Annotated in this window: 21 protein-coding genes; all 21 read right to left on the bottom strand. The window is 58.3% G+C overall.

Going from position 1 to position 22,068, the window contains the following annotated elements:
• Nucleotides 1-36: 36 nt before the first annotated feature.
• On the bottom strand, nt 37-762 hold the full coding sequence (locus H035_RS0104875) for an RNA polymerase sigma factor FliA (RefSeq protein WP_026596277.1): 726 nt from the start codon (nt 760-762) through the stop codon (nt 37-39).
• On the bottom strand, nt 759-1,631 hold the full coding sequence (locus H035_RS0104870; protein ID WP_022947877.1) for a nucleotide-binding protein: 873 nt from the start codon (nt 1,629-1,631) through the stop codon (nt 759-761). Before H035_RS0104870 ends, H035_RS0104875 begins: the two co-directional genes overlap by 4 nt.
• Nucleotides 1,618-2,973: a flagellar biosynthesis protein FlhF gene (flhF, locus tag H035_RS0104865; RefSeq protein ID WP_022947876.1), complete on the bottom strand. Its 1,356-nt coding sequence runs from the start codon at nt 2,971-2,973 to the stop codon at nt 1,618-1,620. Before flhF ends, H035_RS0104870 begins: the two co-directional genes overlap by 14 nt.
• 20 nt (nt 2,974-2,993) lie before the next feature.
• Nucleotides 2,994-5,081, bottom strand: coding sequence for a flagellar biosynthesis protein FlhA (flhA, locus tag H035_RS0104860; protein WP_022947875.1), 2,088 nt, complete (start codon nt 5,079-5,081; stop codon nt 2,994-2,996).
• A gap of 17 nt (nt 5,082-5,098) precedes the next feature.
• The gene (gene flhB, locus H035_RS0104855) at nt 5,099-6,229 is read right to left on the bottom strand and encodes a flagellar biosynthesis protein FlhB (RefSeq protein ID WP_022947874.1); all 1,131 of its coding nucleotides are present in this window, start codon (nt 6,227-6,229) and stop codon (nt 5,099-5,101) included.
• A gap of 1 nt (nt 6,230) precedes the next feature.
• Complete coding sequence (fliR, locus tag H035_RS0104850; protein WP_022947873.1) at nt 6,231-7,004, bottom strand: flagellar biosynthetic protein FliR; 774 nt, start codon at nt 7,002-7,004, stop codon at nt 6,231-6,233.
• Nucleotides 7,005-7,170: 166 nt separating this feature from the next.
• Nucleotides 7,171-7,440 carry a flagellar biosynthesis protein FliQ gene (gene fliQ, locus H035_RS0104845; protein WP_022947872.1) on the bottom strand — a complete coding sequence of 90 codons (270 nt, stop codon included), beginning with the start codon at nt 7,438-7,440 and terminating at the stop codon, nt 7,171-7,173.
• A gap of 4 nt (nt 7,441-7,444) precedes the next feature.
• The gene (gene fliP, locus H035_RS0104840; protein ID WP_022947871.1) at nt 7,445-8,182 is read right to left on the bottom strand and encodes a flagellar type III secretion system pore protein FliP; all 738 of its coding nucleotides are present in this window, start codon (nt 8,180-8,182) and stop codon (nt 7,445-7,447) included.
• The gene (fliO, locus tag H035_RS18215; protein ID WP_022947870.1) at nt 8,179-8,580 is read right to left on the bottom strand and encodes a flagellar biosynthetic protein FliO; all 402 of its coding nucleotides are present in this window, start codon (nt 8,578-8,580) and stop codon (nt 8,179-8,181) included. The genes fliP and fliO overlap by 4 nt, the downstream gene beginning before the upstream one ends.
• Nucleotides 8,577-9,053, bottom strand: a complete 477-nt coding sequence (gene fliN, locus H035_RS0104830) for a flagellar motor switch protein FliN (RefSeq protein ID WP_022947869.1) — start codon at nt 9,051-9,053, stop codon at nt 8,577-8,579. The genes fliO and fliN overlap by 4 nt, the downstream gene beginning before the upstream one ends.
• On the bottom strand, nt 9,046-10,086 hold the full coding sequence (fliM, locus tag H035_RS18210) for a flagellar motor switch protein FliM (RefSeq protein WP_022947868.1): 1,041 nt from the start codon (nt 10,084-10,086) through the stop codon (nt 9,046-9,048). Before fliM ends, fliN begins: the two co-directional genes overlap by 8 nt.
• Nucleotides 10,087-10,089: 3 nt before the next feature.
• A complete protein-coding gene (locus H035_RS0104820) occupies nt 10,090-10,608 on the bottom strand; it encodes a flagellar basal body-associated FliL family protein (RefSeq protein ID WP_022947867.1) in 519 nt (172 codons plus the stop codon).
• 252 nt (nt 10,609-10,860) lie between these two features.
• Complete coding sequence (locus H035_RS0104815; protein ID WP_022947866.1) at nt 10,861-13,530, bottom strand: FimV/HubP family polar landmark protein; 2,670 nt, start codon at nt 13,528-13,530, stop codon at nt 10,861-10,863.
• Between the two features lie 44 nt (nt 13,531-13,574).
• Nucleotides 13,575-14,597: an aspartate-semialdehyde dehydrogenase gene (locus H035_RS0104810; protein ID WP_022947865.1), complete on the bottom strand. Its 1,023-nt coding sequence runs from the start codon at nt 14,595-14,597 to the stop codon at nt 13,575-13,577.
• A gap of 15 nt (nt 14,598-14,612) precedes the next feature.
• A complete protein-coding gene (gene leuB / locus H035_RS0104805) occupies nt 14,613-15,701 on the bottom strand; it encodes a 3-isopropylmalate dehydrogenase (RefSeq protein ID WP_022947864.1) in 1,089 nt (362 codons plus the stop codon).
• Between the two features lie 9 nt (nt 15,702-15,710).
• The gene (leuD, locus tag H035_RS0104800; protein WP_022947863.1) at nt 15,711-16,358 is read right to left on the bottom strand and encodes a 3-isopropylmalate dehydratase small subunit; all 648 of its coding nucleotides are present in this window, start codon (nt 16,356-16,358) and stop codon (nt 15,711-15,713) included.
• Between the two features lie 3 nt (nt 16,359-16,361).
• On the bottom strand, nt 16,362-17,762 hold the full coding sequence (leuC, locus tag H035_RS0104795) for a 3-isopropylmalate dehydratase large subunit (RefSeq protein WP_022947862.1): 1,401 nt from the start codon (nt 17,760-17,762) through the stop codon (nt 16,362-16,364).
• Between the two features lie 246 nt (nt 17,763-18,008).
• Nucleotides 18,009-18,659, bottom strand: coding sequence for an adenylate kinase (adk, locus tag H035_RS0104790; RefSeq protein ID WP_022947861.1), 651 nt, complete (start codon nt 18,657-18,659; stop codon nt 18,009-18,011).
• A 57-nt stretch (nt 18,660-18,716) separates the two neighbouring features.
• The gene (gene serS, locus H035_RS0104785; RefSeq protein WP_022947860.1) at nt 18,717-19,991 is read right to left on the bottom strand and encodes a serine--tRNA ligase; all 1,275 of its coding nucleotides are present in this window, start codon (nt 19,989-19,991) and stop codon (nt 18,717-18,719) included.
• Between the two features lie 6 nt (nt 19,992-19,997).
• On the bottom strand, nt 19,998-20,318 hold the full coding sequence (locus H035_RS0104780) for an integration host factor subunit beta (RefSeq protein ID WP_022947859.1): 321 nt from the start codon (nt 20,316-20,318) through the stop codon (nt 19,998-20,000).
• Between the two features lie 66 nt (nt 20,319-20,384).
• Nucleotides 20,385-22,055, bottom strand: coding sequence for a 30S ribosomal protein S1 (gene rpsA / locus H035_RS0104775; RefSeq protein ID WP_022947858.1), 1,671 nt, complete (start codon nt 22,053-22,055; stop codon nt 20,385-20,387).
• Between the last annotated feature and the right edge of the window lie 13 nt (nt 22,056-22,068).

Genomic DNA, 22,068 nt, shown 5'->3' with positions numbered 1-22,068 from the left:
CATCCGTTATCCTCTCGTTCTTATAACTATAGTCAATCAACCAGTCAGCCAATCGCGCATTCGGGCGCGCAGACGCAACATCGCCTGGCTGTTGATTTGGCAAATCCGGGATTCGCTCACCCCCAATACTTCTCCGATCTCGCGCAGATTCATCTCTTCCTCGTAATACAAGGAGATGACCAAGCGCTCGCGTTCCGGCAAGCCGGCAATGGCGTCGGTCAAAGCCTCCTTGAAGCACTCCTGGGAAAGTAAATCGACCGGGCCGGTTTTTCCGTCGTCGTGCCCCTCCCAAAAGGCATCCCCTTGCTCGGCAAGCTCCTCCACACTGAACAAGCGACATCCGGCCGCATCCTGCAGGGCTCGATGGTATTCCTCCTGAGTCATGCCCAACTCCGCCGCCACTTCAGTATCCCGGGCATCGCGTCCGACGCGCCGCTCGATGCGATACATGGCCTCGGAAATTTCGCGGGCCTTGCGGTGCACCGAGCGGGGCGTCCAATCGTAACGCCGCAATTCGTCCAACATCGCGCCCCGAACGCGAATGCCGGCATAAGTTTCGAAGCTGGCCCCCTGATTGGAATCGTATTGGCGCACGGCCTCCAACAATCCCACCATGCCTGCCTGGACGAGGTCGTCGAGTTGGACGTTCGCCGGCAGACGGCCTTTCAGATGATGGGCGATGCGTTGTACCAAGGGCGCGTACTGTTGCACCACCGCACCCAGATCCAATGCTTGCGCCGCGTAGGCCGCCACTCCTTTCACGCCCATTCTTCCGCACTGTAGTGAATCATCCGTTCGACAAAAAACTCCAGTTGCCCCGAAGGGGTATTTGCCACCGGCCACTGTTCCACCTTGCGCGCCAAGGATTTCAATGCCAAAGCGGCAGGGCTGGAAGGGAAAGCGCTGAGGACCGGTTGTTGTATCTGAACCGATTTGCTCACGGCTTCGTCCTTGGGCACGGCGCCGAAATAATTCAAGCTGACATCCAGATACCTTTCGGTCACCCGATATAATTTCTCGTACAGCATCCGCCCCTGGGAGGCCGTCCGCACCTGGTTGCACAAGATCTGAAAGCGGAATAAGCGGTAATCCCGGCTGAGCAATTTGATGAAAGCATAGGCGTCGGCAAGGGAAGCGGGTTCGTCGCAGACGACCACGACCACTTCCTGGCAGGCGCGCGCGAAGTTGACCACCGGGCCGGAAATGCCCGCGGCGGTATCGACGATCAATACCTCCAAGGGGACGCGCAACTCACTGAAGGCACGGATCAACCCCGCCTGCTCGGCAGCCGACAGTTCCGCCATCCGCTGCAGTCCGGAAGCCGCCGGTACGATTTTGAGACCGGCCGGCCCGTCCACCAAAATTTCATCCAAGGTGAGCATACCGTCGATCACATGGGACAAATTATGGCGGGGATGCAATCCCAACAAAATATCCACGTTGGCAAGCCCCATGTCGGCGTCCAACAGCGCCGTCGCCCGGCCTTGCTGGGCCAAGGCCACCCCCAAATTGACGGCAACGTTGGTTTTGCCGACCCCCCCCTTGCCGCTGGCCACCGCAAATACTCGCACGGGCTGCGGAAGACTCATACGCCGAATTCCGGCGGCTTGATCCGAATTATGCGCTTGCATGGGCGATCCAATCCTCAACATCAAAATCCATATCGGCAGCTTGCAGAGAAAACCGAGCGGCATCGAAACATCGGCGAATCAGGGTCTCCGATCTCGCCGGATGCAAATCTTCCGGCACCTGTTGACCGTCGGTGAAAAATGCCGCCGGCATGCCTCTTTCAATCAGGGCTGACAAGGCCGGACCCAGGCAACCCGTTTCATCAAGCTTAGTCAAAATACAGGCCCGGGGTCGGCATCCGGCAAAGGCATCGATCGCTTCATACAGGCTGGACGACTGGGCGGTGGCCGACAAAACGAGGTAGGTTTCGATCGCCATGTCCGTATCACGCAGCAAAGCGAAGCGTTCCGCCAAGCGAAGATCTCGCGGACTCATTCCCGAGGTGTCGATCAAGATCAGTTTTTTATCCAGGAAGCCGCGCAAAATCGACTGCAGTTCTTCGGAGTTGCCGGCGACACGAATCGGCACGCCGAGAATCCGGGCATAGGTGCTGAGCTGTTCGTGGGCGGCGATGCGATAATTGTCGGTCGTCACCAGGGCAATTTGGCGAGGACCGTGTTTCAGCCGGCAGCGAGCGGCCAATTTGGCGATGGTGGTGGTTTTCCCGACGCCGGTCGGTCCCACCAAGGCGGCGATGCCACCGTATTCCAAAAGCGGATCGTCGTAAACCGCCACCTGTTCGGCCAGCATCTGCCTCACCCGACCTAAGGCGTCTTCCAAGTCCTCGTGAGTTCCCGCACGCTTGGCCAAATCCAGCGCCAAAGATCGGGCGAACCCGAGTTCGTTGAGGGCGCGCAGAAGGTCGAGCCGAGTGGGATGGTCGCCCATCGCCTCGCGCCAAGCTTCGCGGGAAAGATGGCGATCCAGCAGACGGCGCATTTGTTGCAATTCGCGCCGGAGCGAAGCAAAGGATTCGGCCGCCGGCTCACTGCCAGGGGGCTCGATCCTTCCCCCGGCGGGCCGCCTTTCCATCCCGGTCGCCGCAGGCGCGGAAGAACTTTCCCTCGGTGTCTTTGCCGACCGCGGCGTAGATGAGGCGGGCGCTGGTCGGCGACGAATTTTGTCCCGGCCGGTGGCATCGGCTACCGCCCCATACCCTCGGGCGGAGAAAGCTGGTTGGGGAGTGACGGGCGATCTCGGCGGCGTCTCGACGGAGGGTTTGGATTCGCGGGATGCCGACCTGTCTTGGGCGACCGTTTCCATATCGAAATCCAGGGTGGCGATGATCTCCACACCCTGATCGGTCCTGCGGTTGGATAAAATGACCGCATCCGAACCCAATGCCTCCTTCACTTGTTGCAGCGCCTGCCGAGTATCCGGCGCTAGAAAACGCTTGATCTTCATCCCTTTTCCACCTCATCGTTTCAAGTTTGCTGGCCGACCACACCGACCACCTTGATTTGTTGGTCTTCGGGCACTTCGTTATAGGCCAGTACATGAAGCCCCGGGATACTGTGGCGAACGAAACGCGAGAACCAAGCCCGCAACAACGCCGATACCAACAATACCGCCGGCTTGCCGGTTGCCTCCAAGCTTTGGGCCTGCTGTTCCAACAGTTGGTGCATGCGTTGAGCCAGGCCCGGCTCGATGCCCGCTCCTTCGGCGCCGGCGTTCTGTAAAGTTTTCTGCAACAACTGTTCCAACTCCGGATCCAGCGTGATCACCGGCAATTCATACTCCAAACCATTGATTTTCTGAACGATGGCCCGTCCCAAGGCAGTCCGCACCGCGGCGGTGAGAGCGTCGGAATCCTGACTGATACCGCCGTGCTCCGCCAAAGTTTCGGCAATGGTGATCATGTCGCGGATGGATATCTTCTCCTTGAGGAGCCGTTGTAGGACTTTTACCAACACGGTGAGGGGAATGATTTGAGGCACCAGCAGTTCCGCCAGCTTGGGCGCCACTTTGGCCAAGTTGTCGAGCCATTGCTGCCCCTCTTCATGGCCGAACAACTGGTGGGCGTGGTCCTGAAGCACCTGGCTCAAGTGGGTGGCGACCACCGTTTCCGAATCGACCACCGTGTAACCCAGAGCCTGGGCGTGGTCTTTTTGCGCCGAGTCGATCCACACCGCATCCAGACCGAAGGCCGGATCCTTCCCTTCCACCCCTTGAATCGAGCCGAACACCTGTCCCGGATTGATGGCCATTTCCCGATCCGGATGAATCTCGGCTTCCCCCGCCGTTACGCCCAGAACCTGTAGCCGATAGGCATTGGGCGCCAAATCCAAATTGTCGCGAATATGCACCGACGGAATCAGAAAACCGAGCTCCTGCGACAGCTTTTTGCGCACCCCTTTGATCCGGCTCATGAGCTGCCCGCCTTGTTGCTTATCCACCAGGGGAATCAAGCGATAGCCGACTTGCAGTCCGACCCGATCCACCGGCATGACATCTTCCCAACTCAGATCCCGCACTTCCGGTTCCGGCGGAGACGACTCGGCCTCCAGGTCCTCGCTGGCCTGCCGGCGGCCGCGCTGGGTTAAATACCAGGCGCTCCCCCCCAGTATCGAGGCCAAGATCAGGAACGGCAGATTGGGCATCCCGGGAATCAGCCCCAAGGAACCGATGACGCCGGCGCTGATGGCCAGGGGTTTGGGGTGATCGAGGAACTGGGCGCTGAATTGCCGGCCCACGTCTTCGTCGCTATTGGTAACCCGCGTCACCAAAATGGCCGAGGCCACCGACAGCAACAAGGAAGGAATCTGCGCCACCAGCCCATCGCCGATGGTCAGCAGAACGTAGCGCTGCAGCGACTCGGTGATGGACATTTCGTGCTGGGCCATGCCCACCACCAGCCCCCCGATGATGTTGATGAAGAGGATCAAGATGCCGGCGACGGCGTCGCCGCGCACGAATTTGCTCGCCCCATCCATGGCGCCGTAGAAATCCGCCTCCTGCGCAACCTCCGCCCGCCGGACCCGGGCCTCGTCCTGGGAAAGCAAACCGGCGTTGAGATCGGCGTCGATGGCCATCTGTTTCCCGGGCATGGCATCCAAGGTGAAGCGGGCGCTGACTTCCGATACCCGGCCGGCCCCCTTGGTAATCACCACGAAATTGATGATCACTAGAATCGCGAATACCACCAGCCCCACGGCGAAATTGCCTCCGATGACAAAAGCGCCGAACGCCTCGATCACCCTGCCGGCGGCATCCGGGCTGGTATGCCCCTCCAGCAACACCACCCGGGTCGAGGCCACGTTCAACCCCAAGCGGAGCAATGTCGCCACCAATAGAACCGTCGGAAACACCGCGAAATCCAGGGGGCGGGCGGTGTAGATCACCACCAGCAAAATGATCAGCGAAAAGGCGATGTTAAAGGTAAAAAACAAATCCAATACGAACGCCGGCAGGGGCAGCACCAGCAGCATCAGCATCAGCAGAACCAGGATCGGCGCACCTAGGCCGAGACCGCCGATCCCTTTGAGCCGGCGCATAATCGCGGATGGATTCATGTGTTCAGTCTCCCTGGTCAATTTTCCTGTAGATATTCTTCCGGCACGGGCAAATCGGACGGCGGTGCAGGTGATTCGTGGGGCGTTCGAGCCGTCTTCAGCTGGTATACATAAGCCAATACTTGAGCCACTGCCAGATAGAGGGCTTCGGGGATCTCTCGCTCCAACTCGGTACTGTGATACAAAGCCCGTGCCAACGGCGGCGCAGCCACCAGGGGAACGCCGGCGGATACCGCCTTGTTGCGGATTTGCGCGGCAATCAGATCGACCCCCTTGGCCACCACCCGCGGCGCCCCGCCGCGGGTCTGGTCGTATCGGAGCGCGACCGCGTAATGGGTCGGGTTGGTGACCACCACGTCGGCCTCGGGGACTTCCTCCATCATGCGCTGCTGGGAACGCTCGCGCTGAAGTTGTCGGATTTTTGACTTCACCTCGGGACGGCCCTCCGACTCCTTCATCTCATCCTTGATCTCCTGCAAGGTCATTTTGAGCTTGCGGCGATGATCCCAAAGCTGATAGGGGACGTCGATGCCGGCCAACACCGCCAGCGAAGCGCCGAGCAAGAGGGTCGACCACCATAAATCCTTCAACCCGTCGGCGACCGCCGCCGCCAGATCCTCCCCCGCCAAAGCCAAAACATCCGCCTCGAGGATCCGCAGGATTCCGTAAGCGACCGACCCCAGCAAGAGCATCTTGAGCAGCGACTTGGCCAACTCCATCAAACCGCGCACGCCGAACATGCGTTTCAATCCTTCCGCAGGATTGAATTTGCTGAATTTCGGCTGCAGACTTTCCCAGCTGAACAGCCAACCGCCCAAGAGGAGAGGCGCGGCCACGGCGGCAACCACCATGATTGCCAACAACGGCGTCAGCAGCAGCAAGGCATCCAACAGAGCCGCCATGGCGTGTTCCAGCACGGCGCCGGGTTGAAACAGGGTTTCCCGGGGGAGGCGGAAATTGGTGGTCATTACCTGAGCCAGCCCCTTGGCCATATAGCCGCCGAACACGCCGCATCCGAGTATTCCCGCCATCAGAACGACGAAAGTATTGAGTTCTCGCGAACGGGGAATCTGCCCTTTCCGGCGTGCGTCGTCCAACCGTTTCTGGGTCGGTTCCTCGGTACGTTCTTGTCCGCTTTCCTCGGCCATCCTAGATCCTGAGCAATTTTCGGATCAGCTCGTAGACGGCCGGCAGTTCTCCGGCGAACTGTTCGAGTACCAGAGGAAAAGTCACCCAGATCAATCCCAACCCCAAGCCCAGGGTGATGGGAAAACCCACCGAAAAAATGTTGAGCTGCGGAGCCGCCCGGGTCGCAACTCCCAGGGCGATATTCACGAAAAGCAGCGCGATCACGATAGGCAGCGACAAAAGCACACCACCGACGAAGACATTGCTGCTCCAACCGATAAGCGTCCAAATATCGTCGCGATCGAACCCCGACAGCCTCACCGGCAAAGTCTGGAAGCTTCCCGCCAACAAATCGATCAAAAGTAGATGACCGTCCAGACCGAGAAACAACAAGGTGCCGAATAGGAGGTATACCTGGGAAACGATGGGTACCTGTACCCCCAACTGGGGGTCGATCATGGCGGCGAACCCCAAACCCATGCTGTAGGCGATGCTTTGTCCGGCGAATACCAAAACGGCGAAGGCCATCTGCATGATAAAACCGGTCGCGGCGCCGATTAAAATTTCCCGCACCGCCACCATGACGGCCTGCAAGCCAAGTAAATTCAACGACGGAACCGGTGGTAGGGTGGGCATGACCACGGCGGTGACGGCGACCGCCAAAATCACTCTAACCCGCAGCGGCACCGAATGGTTGTTGAGCACCGGCAGGGTCATAAAAAGCGATCCGATACGCAGAAACGGCCAGAAAAAACGCCCCAACCAATCGATCAGCTGCGCATCAGTCCAGTGCATGGCCAAAATCTGTTGCTCTTCGTAAGAGGAACCGGAGGGAACGCCCCGAAACTCGCTGTAAATACCTCCGTGTACGCTCGTATCGCAGCCTCCCTGCTGCGAACGGTTCCGGAGCGTTCCCTCCGGCTCCCAATAAATGCCTGGAATGACTAAAGGTCATCATTTCCTAGCCGATCAAGGAGGGAATACTCTCAAACAACGCCCGGGTGTATCCCACCACCAGACGCAGCATCCAGTGCCCCGCCACCACCAGGACGATGGCGACCACGATTAGCTTGGGAACGAAGGTCAAGGTCATTTCATTGATCTGGGTGGCGGCTTGAAACATGGCGATCAACAAGCCGACGGCCAGCACGGCAATCAGAATGGGAGCGGCCAGCTTCAAGGTCACCCAGAGCATTTCATGGGCGACGGTCATGACGGTATCGGCGTCCATCTCCCTACCCCGTATAAAAACTCGCCGCCAGGGTTTCCATCACCAAAGCCCAGCCATCCACCAAAACGAACAACATCAGTTTGAACGGCAGGGAAATGATGACCGGCGACAACATCATCATCCCCATGGACATCAACACACTGGCCACGACCAAATCGATGACCAGAAACGGCAAAAACAGCAGAAAGCCGATCTGAAAGGCGGTTTTCAGCTCCGAGGTCATGAAGGCCGGCACCACCAAGGTCATGGGCGCCTCTTCTATCGAGGTCAAATCCTCCCGCCCCGAGAGCCGCACAAACAAGGCGAGATCGGTTTCCCGCGTTTGCCGCAACATGAATTGGCGCACCGGCACCAGCGATCGCCGCAAGGCCTCGCCGGCTTCGATCTTTTCCTCCAGGTAGGGAGCCACGCCGGTTTGGTAGGCTTTATCGAACACCGGCATCATGATGAAACCGGTCAAGAGCAGGGAGATTCCCAGCAATATTTGGTTGTTGGGCGTCTGTCCCGTTCCCAATGCCTGACGCAGAATGGCCAGGACGATCATGATGCGGGTGAATGCAGTCATGGAAAGCAGCAATGCCGGGAGCACCGTCAAGGCGGTCATCAAGGCCAGCACCTGGATGCTGATGGAATAGGTCTTCCCCCCATCCCCCGAGGAAATCACTTGCACCGCATCCATCCCCGGTGCCGCAACCACCGCCAAGGGGGCAAGCGCCAATCCGATTCCCCACCAAATTCTCATGCGTCTTTCCCCCGCTGGGCCAAAGCCTGCCTGAGCTGTTTGCCGAACCCGCCCGCTTCCGCTTGCGACAGGCGTCGATCCCCTTCCAGGACATGCAAGGTTTGTACCCGGCCGGGCGCCACGCCCAAGACCAACTGGGTTTCTCCCAATTCGACCACGACCATTCTTTCCCGATGCCCCAGGGACAAACCGCCCAGGAGGCGAATTTGCCCACCGCCGGGCGCGTTCCAACGATTCAAGCGCTGAAGCAGCCACAGGCATGCAAAAACCAGGATCAATACCAGCACCAAGCCTCCCAGCCATTGGCCGGCAAGCGCGGGATTCAAACCGTGCGGGGTCGGTGCCGCCCACGCGGCGGGAGCCACCCAGCAGCTGACGAACGGCCATTTTTTGTTCATCGCAACCTACGCACCCGTTCCGCCGGGCTGATGACATCGGTCAAGCGGATCCCGAAGCGGTCGTTGACCACCACCACCTCACCGTGGGCGATCAAGGTACCGTTGACCATAATGTCCATCGGTTCGCCGGCAAGCCGATCGAGTTCCACCACCGAGCCCTGATTCAGCTGAAGCAGATTGCGGATGCTGATGCGCGTTCGGCCGATCTCCATGGAAAGCGTCACCGGCACGTCCAAGATGACATCCAGGTTGAGATCTTCCGAAGTCGATCGGCCGCTCGGTTTGTCCTGCTCGAAACGATCGTAGGTGGCCGGCGTATATTCCTCATCGCCGGAGGATTCCTGTTGATTGGTCTGCTCCGCCAGCGCCGCCTCCCAATCCTCCTCCAGAAGTTCGCCGTCCTCGCCCGTGGAATCCTCTGGTTGGGTTTCCCGGATCGATTCCCTGGGTTCAAGCTCTTCGTTATCACTCATCGACCTCTCCTTTCCCTTGCGCCTGTTCGCCTAACAGCGCGGGGGGCTTGGTCTCCGGCCCCCGCGCGACCTTATGTTCGATCTTGACCGCGTAACTGCCGTCGGCCACCCCCACCTGACCCAAAAACAGAGGGACCTCTTCGGAACACAACATCACCTGCTCGGGGATATCCACAGGAATAATGTCGCCGGGTTCTAAGTCCAGTACCTGAGCCAAAGTCATTTGCTTCTCCAATAAAATGCCGCACACCTCCACCGAGCTGTCCATGACCTCGTAGTGCAGCGCTCTTCGCCAGCGCTCATCCACATCCCCGCGATCGCTCTGAATGCTGTCCAGCCGATCCTTAATCGGCTCGAGCATGGCATAAGGCAAGGCGACGTGAAAATCCCCACCGCCACCTTCCAATTCGATGTGGAGGGTGGAATTGATGACGATATCGGAAGGACTCACGATATTGGCGAATTGCGGGTTGACTTCCGATTGGACGTACTCGGGTTTAATATCCATCACCGGTTTCCATGCCTCCTGGAGGTCCCTGAATGCCAGATCCAGGAGGATACGAATGATCCGCATCTCCACCGCGGTGAACTCGCGCCCTTCCACTTTGTTGTAGAACTGCCCTCTACCGCCGAAATAATTGTCCACCGCGGTGAATACCAGCATGGGATCCATGGCGATGAGCGCCCTTCCCCGCAGGGGATGGAAACGGATCAAATTGAGATTGGTGGGCACGAATTGACTGTGCACGAATTCCGAAAACTTGAGCACCCGGGCACCGACGACGGTGACTTCCGCGGTTCGCCGCAATAGATTGAATAGACTGATCCGAAAATGCCGGGCGAAACGCTCATTGACCATATCCAGGGTCGGCATCCGTCCCCGGACGATGCGATCCTGACTGGAAAAATCGTAAGATTGAATCTCGTTCTGGGAAAACGCCGGCGGCTCCTCCTCCGTTTCAACCTCTCCTTCATCGACGCCGTGAAGCAGAGCGTCGATTTCCTCCTGAGAAAGCAGATCATCCAGAGACATGACCTACTGCATCACAAACTGGGTGAAAAACACCGACTCGATCCTTCCGCCGCTTTCCGTGCGGAGTTCGAGCACCTTCTGAATTTCCCCGGTAATTGCTTGCCGCAACGCTTCCTTGCCCTCGACGGATTGCAAATCTTGCGGCCGATAACGCCCCAAGAGCAACAACAAATTATTGCGAAGCATGGGCGCGTGTTTTTCCATCGCTTGCGCGGTTTGCTCGTCGTAGGTGAGCACGCTGAAACCGATTTGCAACAACTGCGCATCGCTGTCGGCGGGGAAATTAACCACGAAAGGTTCGAATTTATAAAATTTGGCGTCCTTGGACGGTTGCGATTCGCCGGAATCGACTTCTTCCTCGGCATTCGATTTCGCCGAATCTTTGCCGAAATGCAGCATGCCGTTTAAATACAGGGCGGCGCCTCCTCCCAGCAAAAGGATCGCGACGACACTCGTGATGATGAGCCATTTTCGCGAGGATTTTTGATCCTCGCCCAAATCCAAATTGTCCTTTTCTGCCATATCTAACACCTCCCGAAGATATTTTTAGCAAGAAAAAGGCCAATAAAGTATTTTTTATTTTTCAATAACTTGGAAGATAAGAGGCAGAGAGCGTCGGGACCGAGTCAAAAATCCGGCATGAGGTGGACTTCCGCCTCTAGGGATGAGGAGAGAAATGCAGGGATGAAATGGGATCGGAAGGTACGCTTTTGCTCAGAGGAATCCGGGAACGCCGACATCCCGGATTCCTTTACTTGGGTAAGAAGTGGTTTTTTAGGAGGCCAACCCCAATTGATCCAAAAGGGTTCGGGCTTCCTCTTTTTGTTGCTCGCTGCCACGGGAAAAGACATCTTCCAGGATTTCCTTGGCTGCATCCACATCCTCCATGTCCACATAGGCCCGAGCGAGATCCAACTTGGTATCCAATTCGTCCAGATCACTTAAATGGTAATCATCCTCGGCGCTCGATTCGTCTTCCTGAAGACCTTGAGTTTCCTGATGATCATCGCCGGCGATAGTTTGCTTGGACTCGGCGTCATCTTCTTCCGATGAGTCCAAGTCAAAATCGAACGCCAATCCATCGGCATTCTCATCTTGTTCGCGAGATTCGGGCGAATTGGCCTGGTTTTCAACCGATTCCAGATCCAAATCCCCCAGATCGAAATCCAAACCATTGGAATCGTCGCCGGCTTCGTCCTCGGCTTCGGTTTCCGATGCCTGCTGTTCGGTCGGTTGATCGGATTCGGTGGCAATCTCCTCCTCCGGCATACCGGTTCCGCTATCCGAGGCTGCGAGATCGAAATCCAATCCCGCTTCCGCTTCCGCTTCCCTTGCCAAACCGGAATCCGAGTCTTTATCGTCCAAACCCACCGCCGGGCTTGGGTCTTCGTCACGATTCGATGGGGCCGACGCCTGCGCCTGTTCCGCAAACAAGGACGACTGGGGACATAGCTCCCGCCCCATTTCCGCTACCTTTTCCCAAAAATCGGTGTCCTGGTCGGCGCCGTCGGCTTGCAATTCCTGCGCATAGACATCGTAAGCCTCGGAATCTTCTTTCGCATAGAAGATTTCCAGTAATTTCAAGCGCAGATCGGAACGTTTCGGGTTCTCGTCCAAAACCTGCTTGATCAGATCTTCCGCTTGCTGGTAGCGGCCATATGCCAGATAAACGTCGGCTTCCGCGATCGGATCGACCGAAGCGCTTTCCCCTTCCAGAATATCGAAATCGCTGGGAGTGAACTCGCTCAGGAAGGAATTTTCGGCCACTTCCATCCCGCCCATTCCCGGCGCAACCTCCGCCGGCACCGCCTCGGTAACGCCTTCGACAGATTCCGAATCCGCCTCCACCAAGAGGCTGTCGGCCTGCTCCGCGGCCGCCTGACGCCGCCGCCAAATCATCCATCCGGCGATACCCAGCAGAATCAGACTGCCGCCCCCCAGAGAAAGATAAAACGGTTCGTCCAGCATCTCCCCGGGAAAAGACGGAGATTCACTGACCGGATTTGCACGAGGGGGCTCCGGCGCTTTAGGCGCGGGCTTGGACGGCTTGGTTTCGGCGGATTGATCCTTTGTCTTTGGCTCCACCGTGTCGGGTTTGGCTGCCTTACCGGGCGCACCGGCGGACGTCCCGCTCGACTTTTCTGACGGTTCAACCGGGGCGGGCATTGATCCGGCAGAGGCTTGCTCCTCCACCGGCGCGACAGGCTCCTTTTCTACGGTGGATGCTTCGGTTTCCTCCGAATTCGACTCCGGAGCGGATGGCGCGACCGCCTCGGCCCCTTCCTCCACGTCGACAATCACCGCCTCCGGCGCTTGCCCTTGTTTCTCAGCTTGATCCTCTCCCGGCTGCTGCAGGGCCTGCATCCGAGCGCTTTTTATTTCCACCAGGGCCGCTATCTGCTCTTCCAGGGCTTCTAGCCGGTCCCGCAGGGCTTGATTCTCCTCCTGCAAGGATTCGACCAGGGCCTGGGTTTCGGAATCGACCGAACTCGGACTTTCCACCACCGGGACTTCCACTTGCGAAGACTCCAGCTCCTCCTCGGCGGGAACCTCCAATTTCAGCTGGCCCTGTTCGATCTGGTCGATGGGTTGATTTTGAGCAATCGGGTTTTCTTCCGGCCGCGCTTCCGATTGGGCTTGATTTTCTTGCTCTTGAGCCGATTCGGTGGCGGCGGGATCGCCGGCCGTGCGCGTTGCCATCCAAGCGTCATAGTGGCGCCGAAACTCGCGTCTGGCCTGAGCGGGAGATAACTCGATCAAAGTCTCCCGGTTCGGTTGCTTGAGCGTGACGCCGGCTTTTAAAGCGTTGACGTTGGCTTCCAAAAAGGCATCCGGATTGGTCTTGAACAAAGCCATCGCCATCTGTTCGGTGGTGATCGAAGGATCCGGTTTGAGCTGATTGGCGATCGACCACAAAGATTCGTTGCGTTGCACCGGCCCATAACCATCGCTTTTTCCGATCGGTGTCGTCGCTTCGGTGGGAGCAGCCGGTTCAGCGGAAGGAGATGCCGCGCTGGGCGCGGCTTGGGTCACCCGGACGGTATCCTCAAAGGTAATCGGAGGATCCAACAACACCGTGAACTCGCGCAGCATGCGGCCCTGGGGCCAATCCACCTCCAGCAGGAAATCCAAAAAAGGCTCCCGGATTACTTCGTTGGAGGTGACTTGAATAACAACGGAGCCATCCGCTCTGCGAGTGGGCTTGAAGCGCAAATTCGACAAGTAGTAGGGCCTGGGCAGGCCTGCTTTGCCGAAGGCGGCGGAGGGAGCCAGATTGACCCGGATTTGGGAGACATCTTCGCCGGAAGAAACTCGAAGCGGAATCTCCGCCAAGAGTCTTTGATTAAGCGCCGAGTGCAACTTAATCTCGCCCACACCGATGGCATTAACGCCGGCCGGCGTGATCACACCCACCACCGCCAGGGTCTTCGCGAATTTGCGCACGTTGGTCTCCTTTGAACTAATCTTGCCTTCCCTGTAAGAATAGCTCAAATATATTTTTTGACCAGGAGCTCCGCAATTTGCACGCTGTTGAGTGCGGCGCCTTTGCGCACATTGTCGGCGACCACCCAGAAATTCAGGCCGCGGGAATGGGAGATGTCCTCCCGGATACGCCCCACATAAACGGGATCTCTGCCTGCGGCTTCGGTCACCGCGGTCGGATAACCGCCCGCTTCGGGACGATCCATCACCACGATTCCCGGCGCCTGCTCCAGCAGCCGGCGCGCCTCGTCGGCGCCAATTTTGTCCCGCGTTTCCAAATGGACCGCCTCCGAGTGGCCGTAGAACACCGGCACACGCACGGCGGTGGGATTCAGCTGAATGGAGTCGTCCTCCATGATCTTCCGGGTCTCCCATACCATTTTCATTTCCTCTTTGGTGTAGCCGTTGTCGAGGAATACGTCGATATGAGGTAATACATTAAAGGCGATTTGCTTGGGATAGACCTTGGGCTCGATCGGCTTGCCGTTGAGCAACTGGGCGGTCTGCATGGCCAACTCCTCGATCGCCTCCTTACCCGAACCGGATACCGCCTGATAGGTGCACACATTGAGTCGTTCGATGCCGACCGCATCATAGATGGGCTTCAAGGCCACCAGCATCTGAATGGTGGAGCAGTTGGGGTTGGCGATTATACCCTTCTGCTTGTAGGCTTCGACGGCGTCTGGATTGACTTCCGGCACCACCAGGGGAATGTCGTCGTCGTAGCGAAACTGGGAAGTGTTGTCGATCACCACGCACCCGGCCTCGGCGGCCTTGGGCGCATATTCGGCGGAGATGGAAGCGCCGGCGGAAAACAGGCCGATCTGGGCTTGGCGAAAATCGAATTCGGCCAAATCCTGCACCACCACTTGTTTATCGCCGAATTGAACCCGCTTTCCGGCCGATCGGCTGCTCGCCAATGCGTAAACTTGATCGATCGGAAAATTCCGCTGTGCGAGAATTTCCAACATCGCCTCGCCTACCGCACCGGTAGCGCCGACGACCGCAACGCTGTAAGTCTTGGCCATAATTTCCTCCGTTCGTCAGTTTGCCCGGGCTCTAAGCGCGGCCACCACCGCATCCCCCATTTCCGCAGTGCTGACCCGACGCATCCCCGGGGAGTCGATATCCGCGGTGCGGACGCCTGAATCGAGCGCCGCCGCCACGGCCCGATCGATCCTGTCGGCAGTGGTCTCATCGTGAAAGGTGTACCGGAACAACATGCCCAAGGAAAGAATCGTGGCAAGGGGGTTGGCCAGATTTTGACCGGCGATGTCGGGCGCGCTGCCGTGGATCGGCTCGTACATGCCCTTGCCCGCCTCGTTCAAGGACGCCGAAGGCAGCATGCCGATGGAACCGGTCAGCTGCGCCGCACAGTCGGAGAGGATATCCCCGAACATATTCGTCGTCACCATCACGTCGAACTGTTTGGGCGCCCGCACCAACTGCATGGCGGCATTGTCCACGTACATGTGGGACAAGGCGACGTCGGGATATTCCTTGCTCACCTCGGTCAACACCTGGCGCCATAGTTCGGTGCTCTCGAGCACATTGGCCTTGTCCACCGAACACAACCGACGGTCGCGCTGCATGGCGGTCCGGAACGCCGCATGAGCGATGCGGCGGATCTCCGACTCGTTGTAAATCAGGGTATTGACCCCGACCCGCTCGCCGTTATCCAAAGTGCGGACTCCGCGAGGCTTGCCGAAGTAAATCCCCCCGGTCAATTCGCGCACGATCATAATATCCAAACCGGAAACCACCTCCGGCTTCAGGGTCGAGGCGTCGGCAAGTTGGGGATACAGAACCGCCGGGCGCAGATTGGCGAACAGGTTCAACTCCGAACGCAGTCCCAGCAAAGCCCGTTCCGGACGCACCGAATAATCCAAGGACTCCCAGCGGGGGCCGCCCACCGCGCCCAGCAAAACGGCATCGGCGTCCTTGGCCAGGGACAAGGTGGCGTGGGGCAGCGGATGGCCCTCGGCGTCATAGGCGACGCCACCCACCAAGGCATCTTCGGTTTCCATGGCTACGCCAAAATCTTGACGCAGGCAATCGAGCACCTTCAAAGCTTCGCGAACGATTTCGGGTCCGATGCCGTCACCGGGCAAAACAGCGATTTTTTTGGTCATAAATTTCCGTTAATTCAAGGTTGCAGAAGCAAACAGCCACGGTGCTTCCTCGCGGCGTCGATCTTCAAAGCGGCGGATCTCATTCGCATCCCGAAGGGTCAGATCGATGTCGTCCAAACCTTCCAACAGGCGCTGCCTGCGGGACGGGTCGATCTCGAAATCAAAAACGGCGCCGTCGGGCAAAGTGATGGTCTGGGCGTGAAGATCCACGGTCAATTCGTAGCCGGGACCGACTTCCTGGAACAATCGATCGATTTGCTCCGTATCCAAAACGATGGGAAGCAAACCGTTCTTGAAACAGTTGTTATAGAAGATGTCGGCGAAACTGGGCGCGATGAGGACGCGAATACCGTAGTCGGCAAGCGCCCAGGGCGCGTGCTCGCGGGACGATCCGCAGCCGAAATTTTCGCGGGTCAGAAGAATCCGGCCGTGGGCGTATTCCGGCTGATTGAGCACGAAATCCGGGTTTCTCGGCCGGTTGCTGCAATCCATGTCGGGCTCGCCCCGATCCAGGTAACGCCATTCGTCGAACAAAAACGGGCCGAACCCGGTCCGGCGAATGGATTTCAGAAATTGCTTGGGAATGATGGCATCGGTGTCCACATTGGCCCGATCCAAGGGAATCACTTGGGAGGTAAGACGTTGGAACGCTTGCATGACTTAAAAATCCCTCACATCGACGAAATGACCGGCAATCGCTGCCGCCGCCGCCATAGCCGGACTCACCAAATGGGTGCGGCCGCCATAGCCTTGACGTCCTTCGAAATTGCGGTTGGAAGTGGAGGCGCAGCGCTCGCCCGGTTCCAAGCGGTCGGCGTTCATGGCCAGGCACATGGAACAGCCCGGATCGCGCCACTCGAAGCCCGCCTCGCGGAAGATCCGGTCCAAGCCTTCCGCCTCGGCCTGGGTCTTGACCCGGCCGGAGCCAGGCACCACCATGGCCAATTTGATCGAAGACGCCACTTTGCGGCCTTCGACCACCGCGGCGGCGGCGCGCAGATCCTCGATGCGCGAATTGGTGCAGGAACCGATGAAGACTTTGTCCAGGCGGATTTCCTGAATCGGCGTGCCCGGCTGGAGATCCATATAATCCAAAGCGCGCGCCATGCCTTTGCGTTTGGTCGCATCCGGTTCCGCCGCCGGATCCGGCACCGCCGCACCGACGGGAGCCACCATTTCCGGCGACGTTCCCCAGGTCACTTGGGGCTCGATCTCGCCGGCCTCCAATTCCACCACCTGATCGAAGGAAGCGTCCGGGTCGCTATGCAGGGTCCGCCAAGCGGCCACGGCGCGATCCCACATTGCTCCTTGCGGCGCCAAGGGCCGGCCGGCCAAGTATTCGATCGTGGCATCGTCCACGGCGATCAGACCCGCGCGCGCGCCGGCTTCGATGGCCATGTTGCAGATGGTCATCCGCCCTTCCACGGACAGGGCCTGGATCGCTTCACCGGCGAATTCGAGGGTATAGCCGGTGCCTCCTGCGGTTCCGAGACGGCCGATCACCGCCAGAACGATGTCCTTGGCGGTCACGCCGGGCCCCACCTGGCCATTGACCCGGACCAGCATATTCTTGGCTTTTTTCATCCACAGGCACTGGGTCGCCAGGACGTGTTCCACTTCGGACGTCCCTATGCCGAAGGCCAAAGCCCCCAAAGCCCCATGGGTGGACGTGTGGGAGTCCCCGCAAACCAAGGTGGTCCCGGGCAGGGTGAAGCCCTGTTCCGGACCCACCACGTGCACGATGCCTTGGCGCGCATCCGCCATGGAGAACACCGGAATGCCGAATTCGGCACAGTTGTTTTCCAACGTCTCCACCTGAAGCCGGGAAACGGGATCGGCGATGCCGCGATTGCGGTCTTTCGTGGGAACGTTATGATCGGCCACCGCCAAGTTGGCCCGGGGATTCCACGGTTTGCGGCCGGCCAGGCGCAAGCCTTCGAAGGCCTGGGGCGAGGTGACTTCGTGGATTAACTGGCGGTCGATGTAGAGGAGCGAAGTGCCGTCTTCGGCGGTCCGAACCTGGTGTGCATCCCAGATTTTATCGTAGAGCGTTTTTCCCATCTGCAGTCCTGCGCTTCAATGCAACAAGTCATTTTAGGATTTCGGGCCTGGATTCACAATCGATAGGCCCGTACCACTTTCAACTATCGGCGGATTCATGGCGAATCTAAAAATAGGATCTGTCGATATTTACCACAGCTCCTAGCGGATGCTGAAGTCGGTCAATGTCAACCGGTCCTAATTAGATGCAATATTTTCGACCCGGCAACAAGGGATAAAGTTGCGCCGGGCCGGATCCGGGAAGTCTTATTCGCCTGCCAGAATTTGGAAGATCTGGTCGCGAATGGATTCCACGCTCCCCGTGCCGGAGACGGTGGAGAAGCGGACCTGCCCCGTTTCCGCACGCTGGCGGTAGAAATCCACCAAAGGGGCGGTCTGGGCATGATAGACCTCCAAGCGCTTTCGGACCGTTTCTTCTTTGTCGTCGTCGCGCTGAATCAAGGCTTCCCCGGTGACATCGTCCTTCAAGTCTTCCTTGGGAGGATTGTACATGAGGTGATAGACCCGTCCCGAGGCGGGATGAACCCGACGGCCGCTGAGGCGCTTGACGATCTCCTCGTCGGGCACTTGAATTTCAATCACGTTGTCCAAGTTGACACCCATTTTCTCCAGGCCTTCCGCCTGCGCGATGGTACGGGGGAAACCGTCGAGCAGAAAGCCGTTGTCGCAATCGGATTGGGCGATGCGCTCGGCGATCAGATTCAAAATGATATCGTCGGGCACCAATTCGCCGGCATCCATGATGGCCTTGGCTTTGCGGCCCAATTCCGTTCCCTCCCGAACCGCCGAGCGCAACATGTCTCCGGTGGAAATCTGGGGGATGCGGTAACGCTGGCAAACGAATTGCGCCTGGGTTCCCTTGCCGGAACCGGGCGCCCCCAAAAAGATCAACTTCATTATGACTCCCGATGTAATGACGGACTTTTAATCGCTTATGCCAAAGGGTTGGGCGCTTCAGGAAATTACCTCTAATCCACCCATATAGGACCTCAGTGCTTCCGGAACACGGACGCTACCGTCGGCTTGTTGGTAATTTTCCAAGATTGCCACCAGAGTTCTGCCCACGGCCAAGCCGGATCCGTTCAAGGTATGCACCGGTTCGGGCTTGCCCGTTTCCGGATTACGCCAGCGCGCCTTCATGCGTCGCGCCTGAAACTCGTGAAAATTACTGCAGGAAGAGATTTCCCGATAGCGGTTCTGCCCCGGCAACCATACTTCCAGATCGTAAGTCTTGGCGGCGGAAAACCCGGTATCTCCCGCGCACAAGAGCATTTTTCGATAGGCCAGCCCCAAGCGCTTGAGCACGACCTCGGCATGACCGGTCAATGCCTCGTGGGCCCCGGCTGAATCATCCGGCCGAGCAATCTGCACCAATTCCACCTTATCGAACTGATGCTGGCGGATCATCCCGCGCACGTCCTTCCCATACGAGCCCGCCTCGGAGCGAAAGCACGGCGTGTGGGCGACGAATTTCAAGGGCAACCGCTCGGCATCCACGATTTCTTCGCGGACCAGATTGGTCACCGGCACTTCGGCAGTGGGAATCAGATACCAAGGCGGATCGCGATGGGTCTTGAAGAGATCCTCCTCGAATTTGGGCAATTGGCCGGTCCCCTGCAGGGTTTGCTCATTCACCAAATAGGGAACGTACACTTCGCTATAGCCGTGCTCGAGGGTGTGAACATCGAGCATGAATTGAGTCAACGCCCGATGCAAGCGCGCCACCGCCCCTTTCATGACCACAAAGCGCGCGCCGGTGATTTTGGCGGCCGCGTCGAAATCCAAATAGCCGAGACCGGTTCCCAAATCCACGTGGTCGCGCGGCTGGAAATCGAAGGTGGGCGGATCTCCCCAGCGACTGATTTCAACGTTTTCCTCTTCCCCGCGCCCTTCGGGGACCTCCGACGCCAAGATATTGGGCAGGCCGAGTAGAAATTGATCCAGTTCATTCTGAACCGCGGTCAACGCCTGTTCACATTCCTTCAGTGCATCGCCCAAACGTCCCACTTCGGCCAGCAAAGGCTGTATATCCTTGCCTTCCGCCTTGGCCCGTCCGATGGCTTTGGAACGCAGGTTGCGTTCGTTTTGCAGATCTTGGGTTCGGACTTGCAGTTCTTTGCGCTTTTCTTCCAGCGCCGAATAGGCTTCCCGATCCAGCTGGAAGCCCCGTCGGGCCAATTGATCGGCCACTTTAGCGGGGGATTGGCGCAATTGTCTTGGATCCAACACCGTTCCTTACCTCTTCCCTTTGGCTTGAGAGGCGGCCTGGTTGACCCGCTCGCGCAAGTCCTTGCCGGCCTTGAAATGGGGCACGTGCTTGGCCGGCAGGGCCACCGCCTCCCCCGTGCGGGGATTGCGACCCATGCGCGGCGGCCGATAACGCAGGGTAAAACTGCCAAATCCGCGGATTTCTATTCGCTTCCCTCCCGATAAGGCATCGCTCAAATAATCGATGATATTCTTAACCGCCAACTCCACGTCTTTAGCATTCAGCTCGATGCCCTTTTCTGTCTCCAATCGCTCGACCAGGGTTTCGATCAATTCGGATTTGTTCACAGGACTTCCCCCCAAATAAAGAGGGGGCGGTGGGCCGCCCCCTCGGCGTTCAACCCCCGGTGGGAATTATTCCTTTTCCTCCATCTGTTCCTTGAACAGATCGCCCAAAGTAGGCGCTCCCGCCGGTTGCTGAGTATAGTCCTTCAGCGCCGCTTTTTCCTCATCCTCATCCTTGGCTTTGATCGACAACAGAATCATCTTGCTCTTCTTGTCGATACCGATGAATTTGGCATCGATCTCGTCTCCTTCCTGAAGCAAGCTTCGCGCGTCCTCCACCTTATCCCGTTTGATTTCGGAAGCACGCAGATAACCCTGCACGCTTTCGGCCAGTTCGACCACTGCGCCCTTGGCGTCCACTTCCTTGGCCACCCCTTTGACCACGCTGCCGCGCTCGTGGGCCGCCAGGAAGTTCTGGAAGGGATCCTGTTCCAGCTGTTTGATGCCGAGAGAGATGCGCTCCCGCTCCGGATCGATCGCCAGAATCACCACTTCGATCTCGTCGCCCTTCTTGAATTCGCGGATGGCTTCCTCGCCCGGCTCGTTCCAGGAAATGTCGGAGAGGTGAATCAAGCCATCGATGCCGCCTTCCAGGCCGACAAAAATCCCGAAATCGGTAATCGACTTGATCGCGCCGGTAATTTTTTCGCCTTTCTTGTGGAGTGCGGCGAATTCTTCCCAGGGATTGGGCTTGCATTGTTTCATGCCCAGCGAAATGCGACGGCGCTCCTCATCGATATCGAGCACCATCACTTCCACCTCGTCACCCATTTGAACCAGCTTGGCCGGATTGACGTTTTTGTTGGTCCAATCCATTTCCGAAACGTGGACCAAGCCTTCTACGCCGTCTTCCAACTCGACGAAGCAGCCGTAGTCGGTCAGATTGGTCACCTTGCCGATCAGGCGGGTCCCCTGCGGGTAGCGGCGAGCGATGTCCTTCCACGGATCTTCGGTCAGCTGCTTCAAGCCCAGAGAGACGCGCTGCTTTTCCTCGTCGAACTTGAGCACCTTGACTTCGATTTCGTCTCCCAGCTGAACCACTTCCGAGGGATGACGGACGCGCTTCCAAGCCATGTCGGTGATATGCAGCAGACCGTCGATTCCACCCAAGTCGATGAAGGCGCCGTAGTCGGTGATGTTCTTGACGATCCCCTTGACCACGCCTTCTTCCTTGAGCTTCTTCATCAGCTCTTCGCGCTCGGCGCTGTACTCCTGCTCCACCACCGCGCGGCGCGACAGCACGATATTGTTGCGCTTGGGATCCAGCTTGATCACCTTGAATTCCAGGTCATGGCCCTCCAGGTGGGTGGTGTCCCGAACCGGCCGGACGTCCACCAGCGATCCCGGCAAAAAGGCCCGCAGCGGACCCAGTTCCACGGTGAAACCGCCGCGCACTTTGCCGGTGAGGCGACCGGTGACGGTTTCGCCCTCTTCGTGGGCTTCCTCCAGCTTTTCCCAAGCCCGCAAGCGTTTGGCCTTTTCCCGCGACAACAGGGTCGATCCGCGCCCATCCTCGACCAAGTCGAGGGCGACCTCCACGTCGTCGCCGACCTCGACCTCCAATTGGCCGCTATCGTCTTGAAACTGCCATTTGGGAATGATGCCTTCCGATTTCAAGCCGGCATCCACGATGACCGCGTCCTGGGTGACATCCACCACCCTGGCATGGAGCAAGGTCCCCGGACGCATTTCGGTTTTCGCTAGACTCTCTTCGAATAATTCCGCAAAGCTTTCGCTCATGTTGACTACTTCC

It is taken from the genome of Methylohalobius crimeensis 10Ki (assembly GCF_000421465.1).
Lineage (GTDB): Bacteria > Pseudomonadota > Gammaproteobacteria > Methylococcales > Methylothermaceae > Methylohalobius > Methylohalobius crimeensis.
This window is presented reverse-complemented; position numbering and strand designations above follow the sequence as displayed.

Excerpts from the sequence above, each read along its gene's own strand:
- H035_RS0104870 (WP_022947877.1), bottom strand. The coding sequence starts at position 1,631 with ATGCAAGCGCATAATTCGGATCAAGCCGCCGGAATTCGGCGTATGAGT.
- flhF (WP_022947876.1), bottom strand. The coding sequence starts at position 2,973 with ATGAAGATCAAGCGTTTTCTAGCGCCGGATACTCGGCAGGCGCTGCAA.
- flhA (WP_022947875.1), bottom strand. The coding sequence starts at position 5,081 with ATGAATCCATCCGCGATTATGCGCCGGCTCAAAGGGATCGGCGGTCTC.
- flhB (WP_022947874.1), bottom strand. The coding sequence starts at position 6,229 with ATGGCCGAGGAAAGCGGACAAGAACGTACCGAGGAACCGACCCAGAAA.
- fliR (WP_022947873.1), bottom strand. The coding sequence starts at position 7,004 with ATGCACTGGACTGATGCGCAGCTGATCGATTGGTTGGGGCGTTTTTTC.
- fliQ (WP_022947872.1), bottom strand. The coding sequence starts at position 7,440 with ATGGACGCCGATACCGTCATGACCGTCGCCCATGAAATGCTCTGGGTG.
- fliP (WP_022947871.1), bottom strand. The coding sequence starts at position 8,182 with ATGAGAATTTGGTGGGGAATCGGATTGGCGCTTGCCCCCTTGGCGGTG.
- fliO (WP_022947870.1), bottom strand. The coding sequence starts at position 8,580 with ATGAACAAAAAATGGCCGTTCGTCAGCTGCTGGGTGGCTCCCGCCGCG.
- fliN (WP_022947869.1), bottom strand. The coding sequence starts at position 9,053 with ATGAGTGATAACGAAGAGCTTGAACCCAGGGAATCGATCCGGGAAACC.
- fliM (WP_022947868.1), bottom strand. The coding sequence starts at position 10,086 with ATGTCTCTGGATGATCTGCTTTCTCAGGAGGAAATCGACGCTCTGCTT.
- H035_RS0104820 (WP_022947867.1), bottom strand. The coding sequence starts at position 10,608 with ATGGCAGAAAAGGACAATTTGGATTTGGGCGAGGATCAAAAATCCTCG.
- H035_RS0104810 (WP_022947865.1), bottom strand. The coding sequence starts at position 14,597 with ATGGCCAAGACTTACAGCGTTGCGGTCGTCGGCGCTACCGGTGCGGTA.
- leuB (WP_022947864.1), bottom strand. The coding sequence starts at position 15,701 with ATGACCAAAAAAATCGCTGTTTTGCCCGGTGACGGCATCGGACCCGAA.
- leuD (WP_022947863.1), bottom strand. The coding sequence starts at position 16,358 with ATGCAAGCGTTCCAACGTCTTACCTCCCAAGTGATTCCCTTGGATCGG.
- leuC (WP_022947862.1), bottom strand. The coding sequence starts at position 17,762 with ATGGGAAAAACGCTCTACGATAAAATCTGGGATGCACACCAGGTTCGG.
- adk (WP_022947861.1), bottom strand. The coding sequence starts at position 18,659 with ATGAAGTTGATCTTTTTGGGGGCGCCCGGTTCCGGCAAGGGAACCCAG.
- rpsA (WP_022947858.1), bottom strand. The coding sequence starts at position 22,055 with ATGAGCGAAAGCTTTGCGGAATTATTCGAAGAGAGTCTAGCGAAAACC.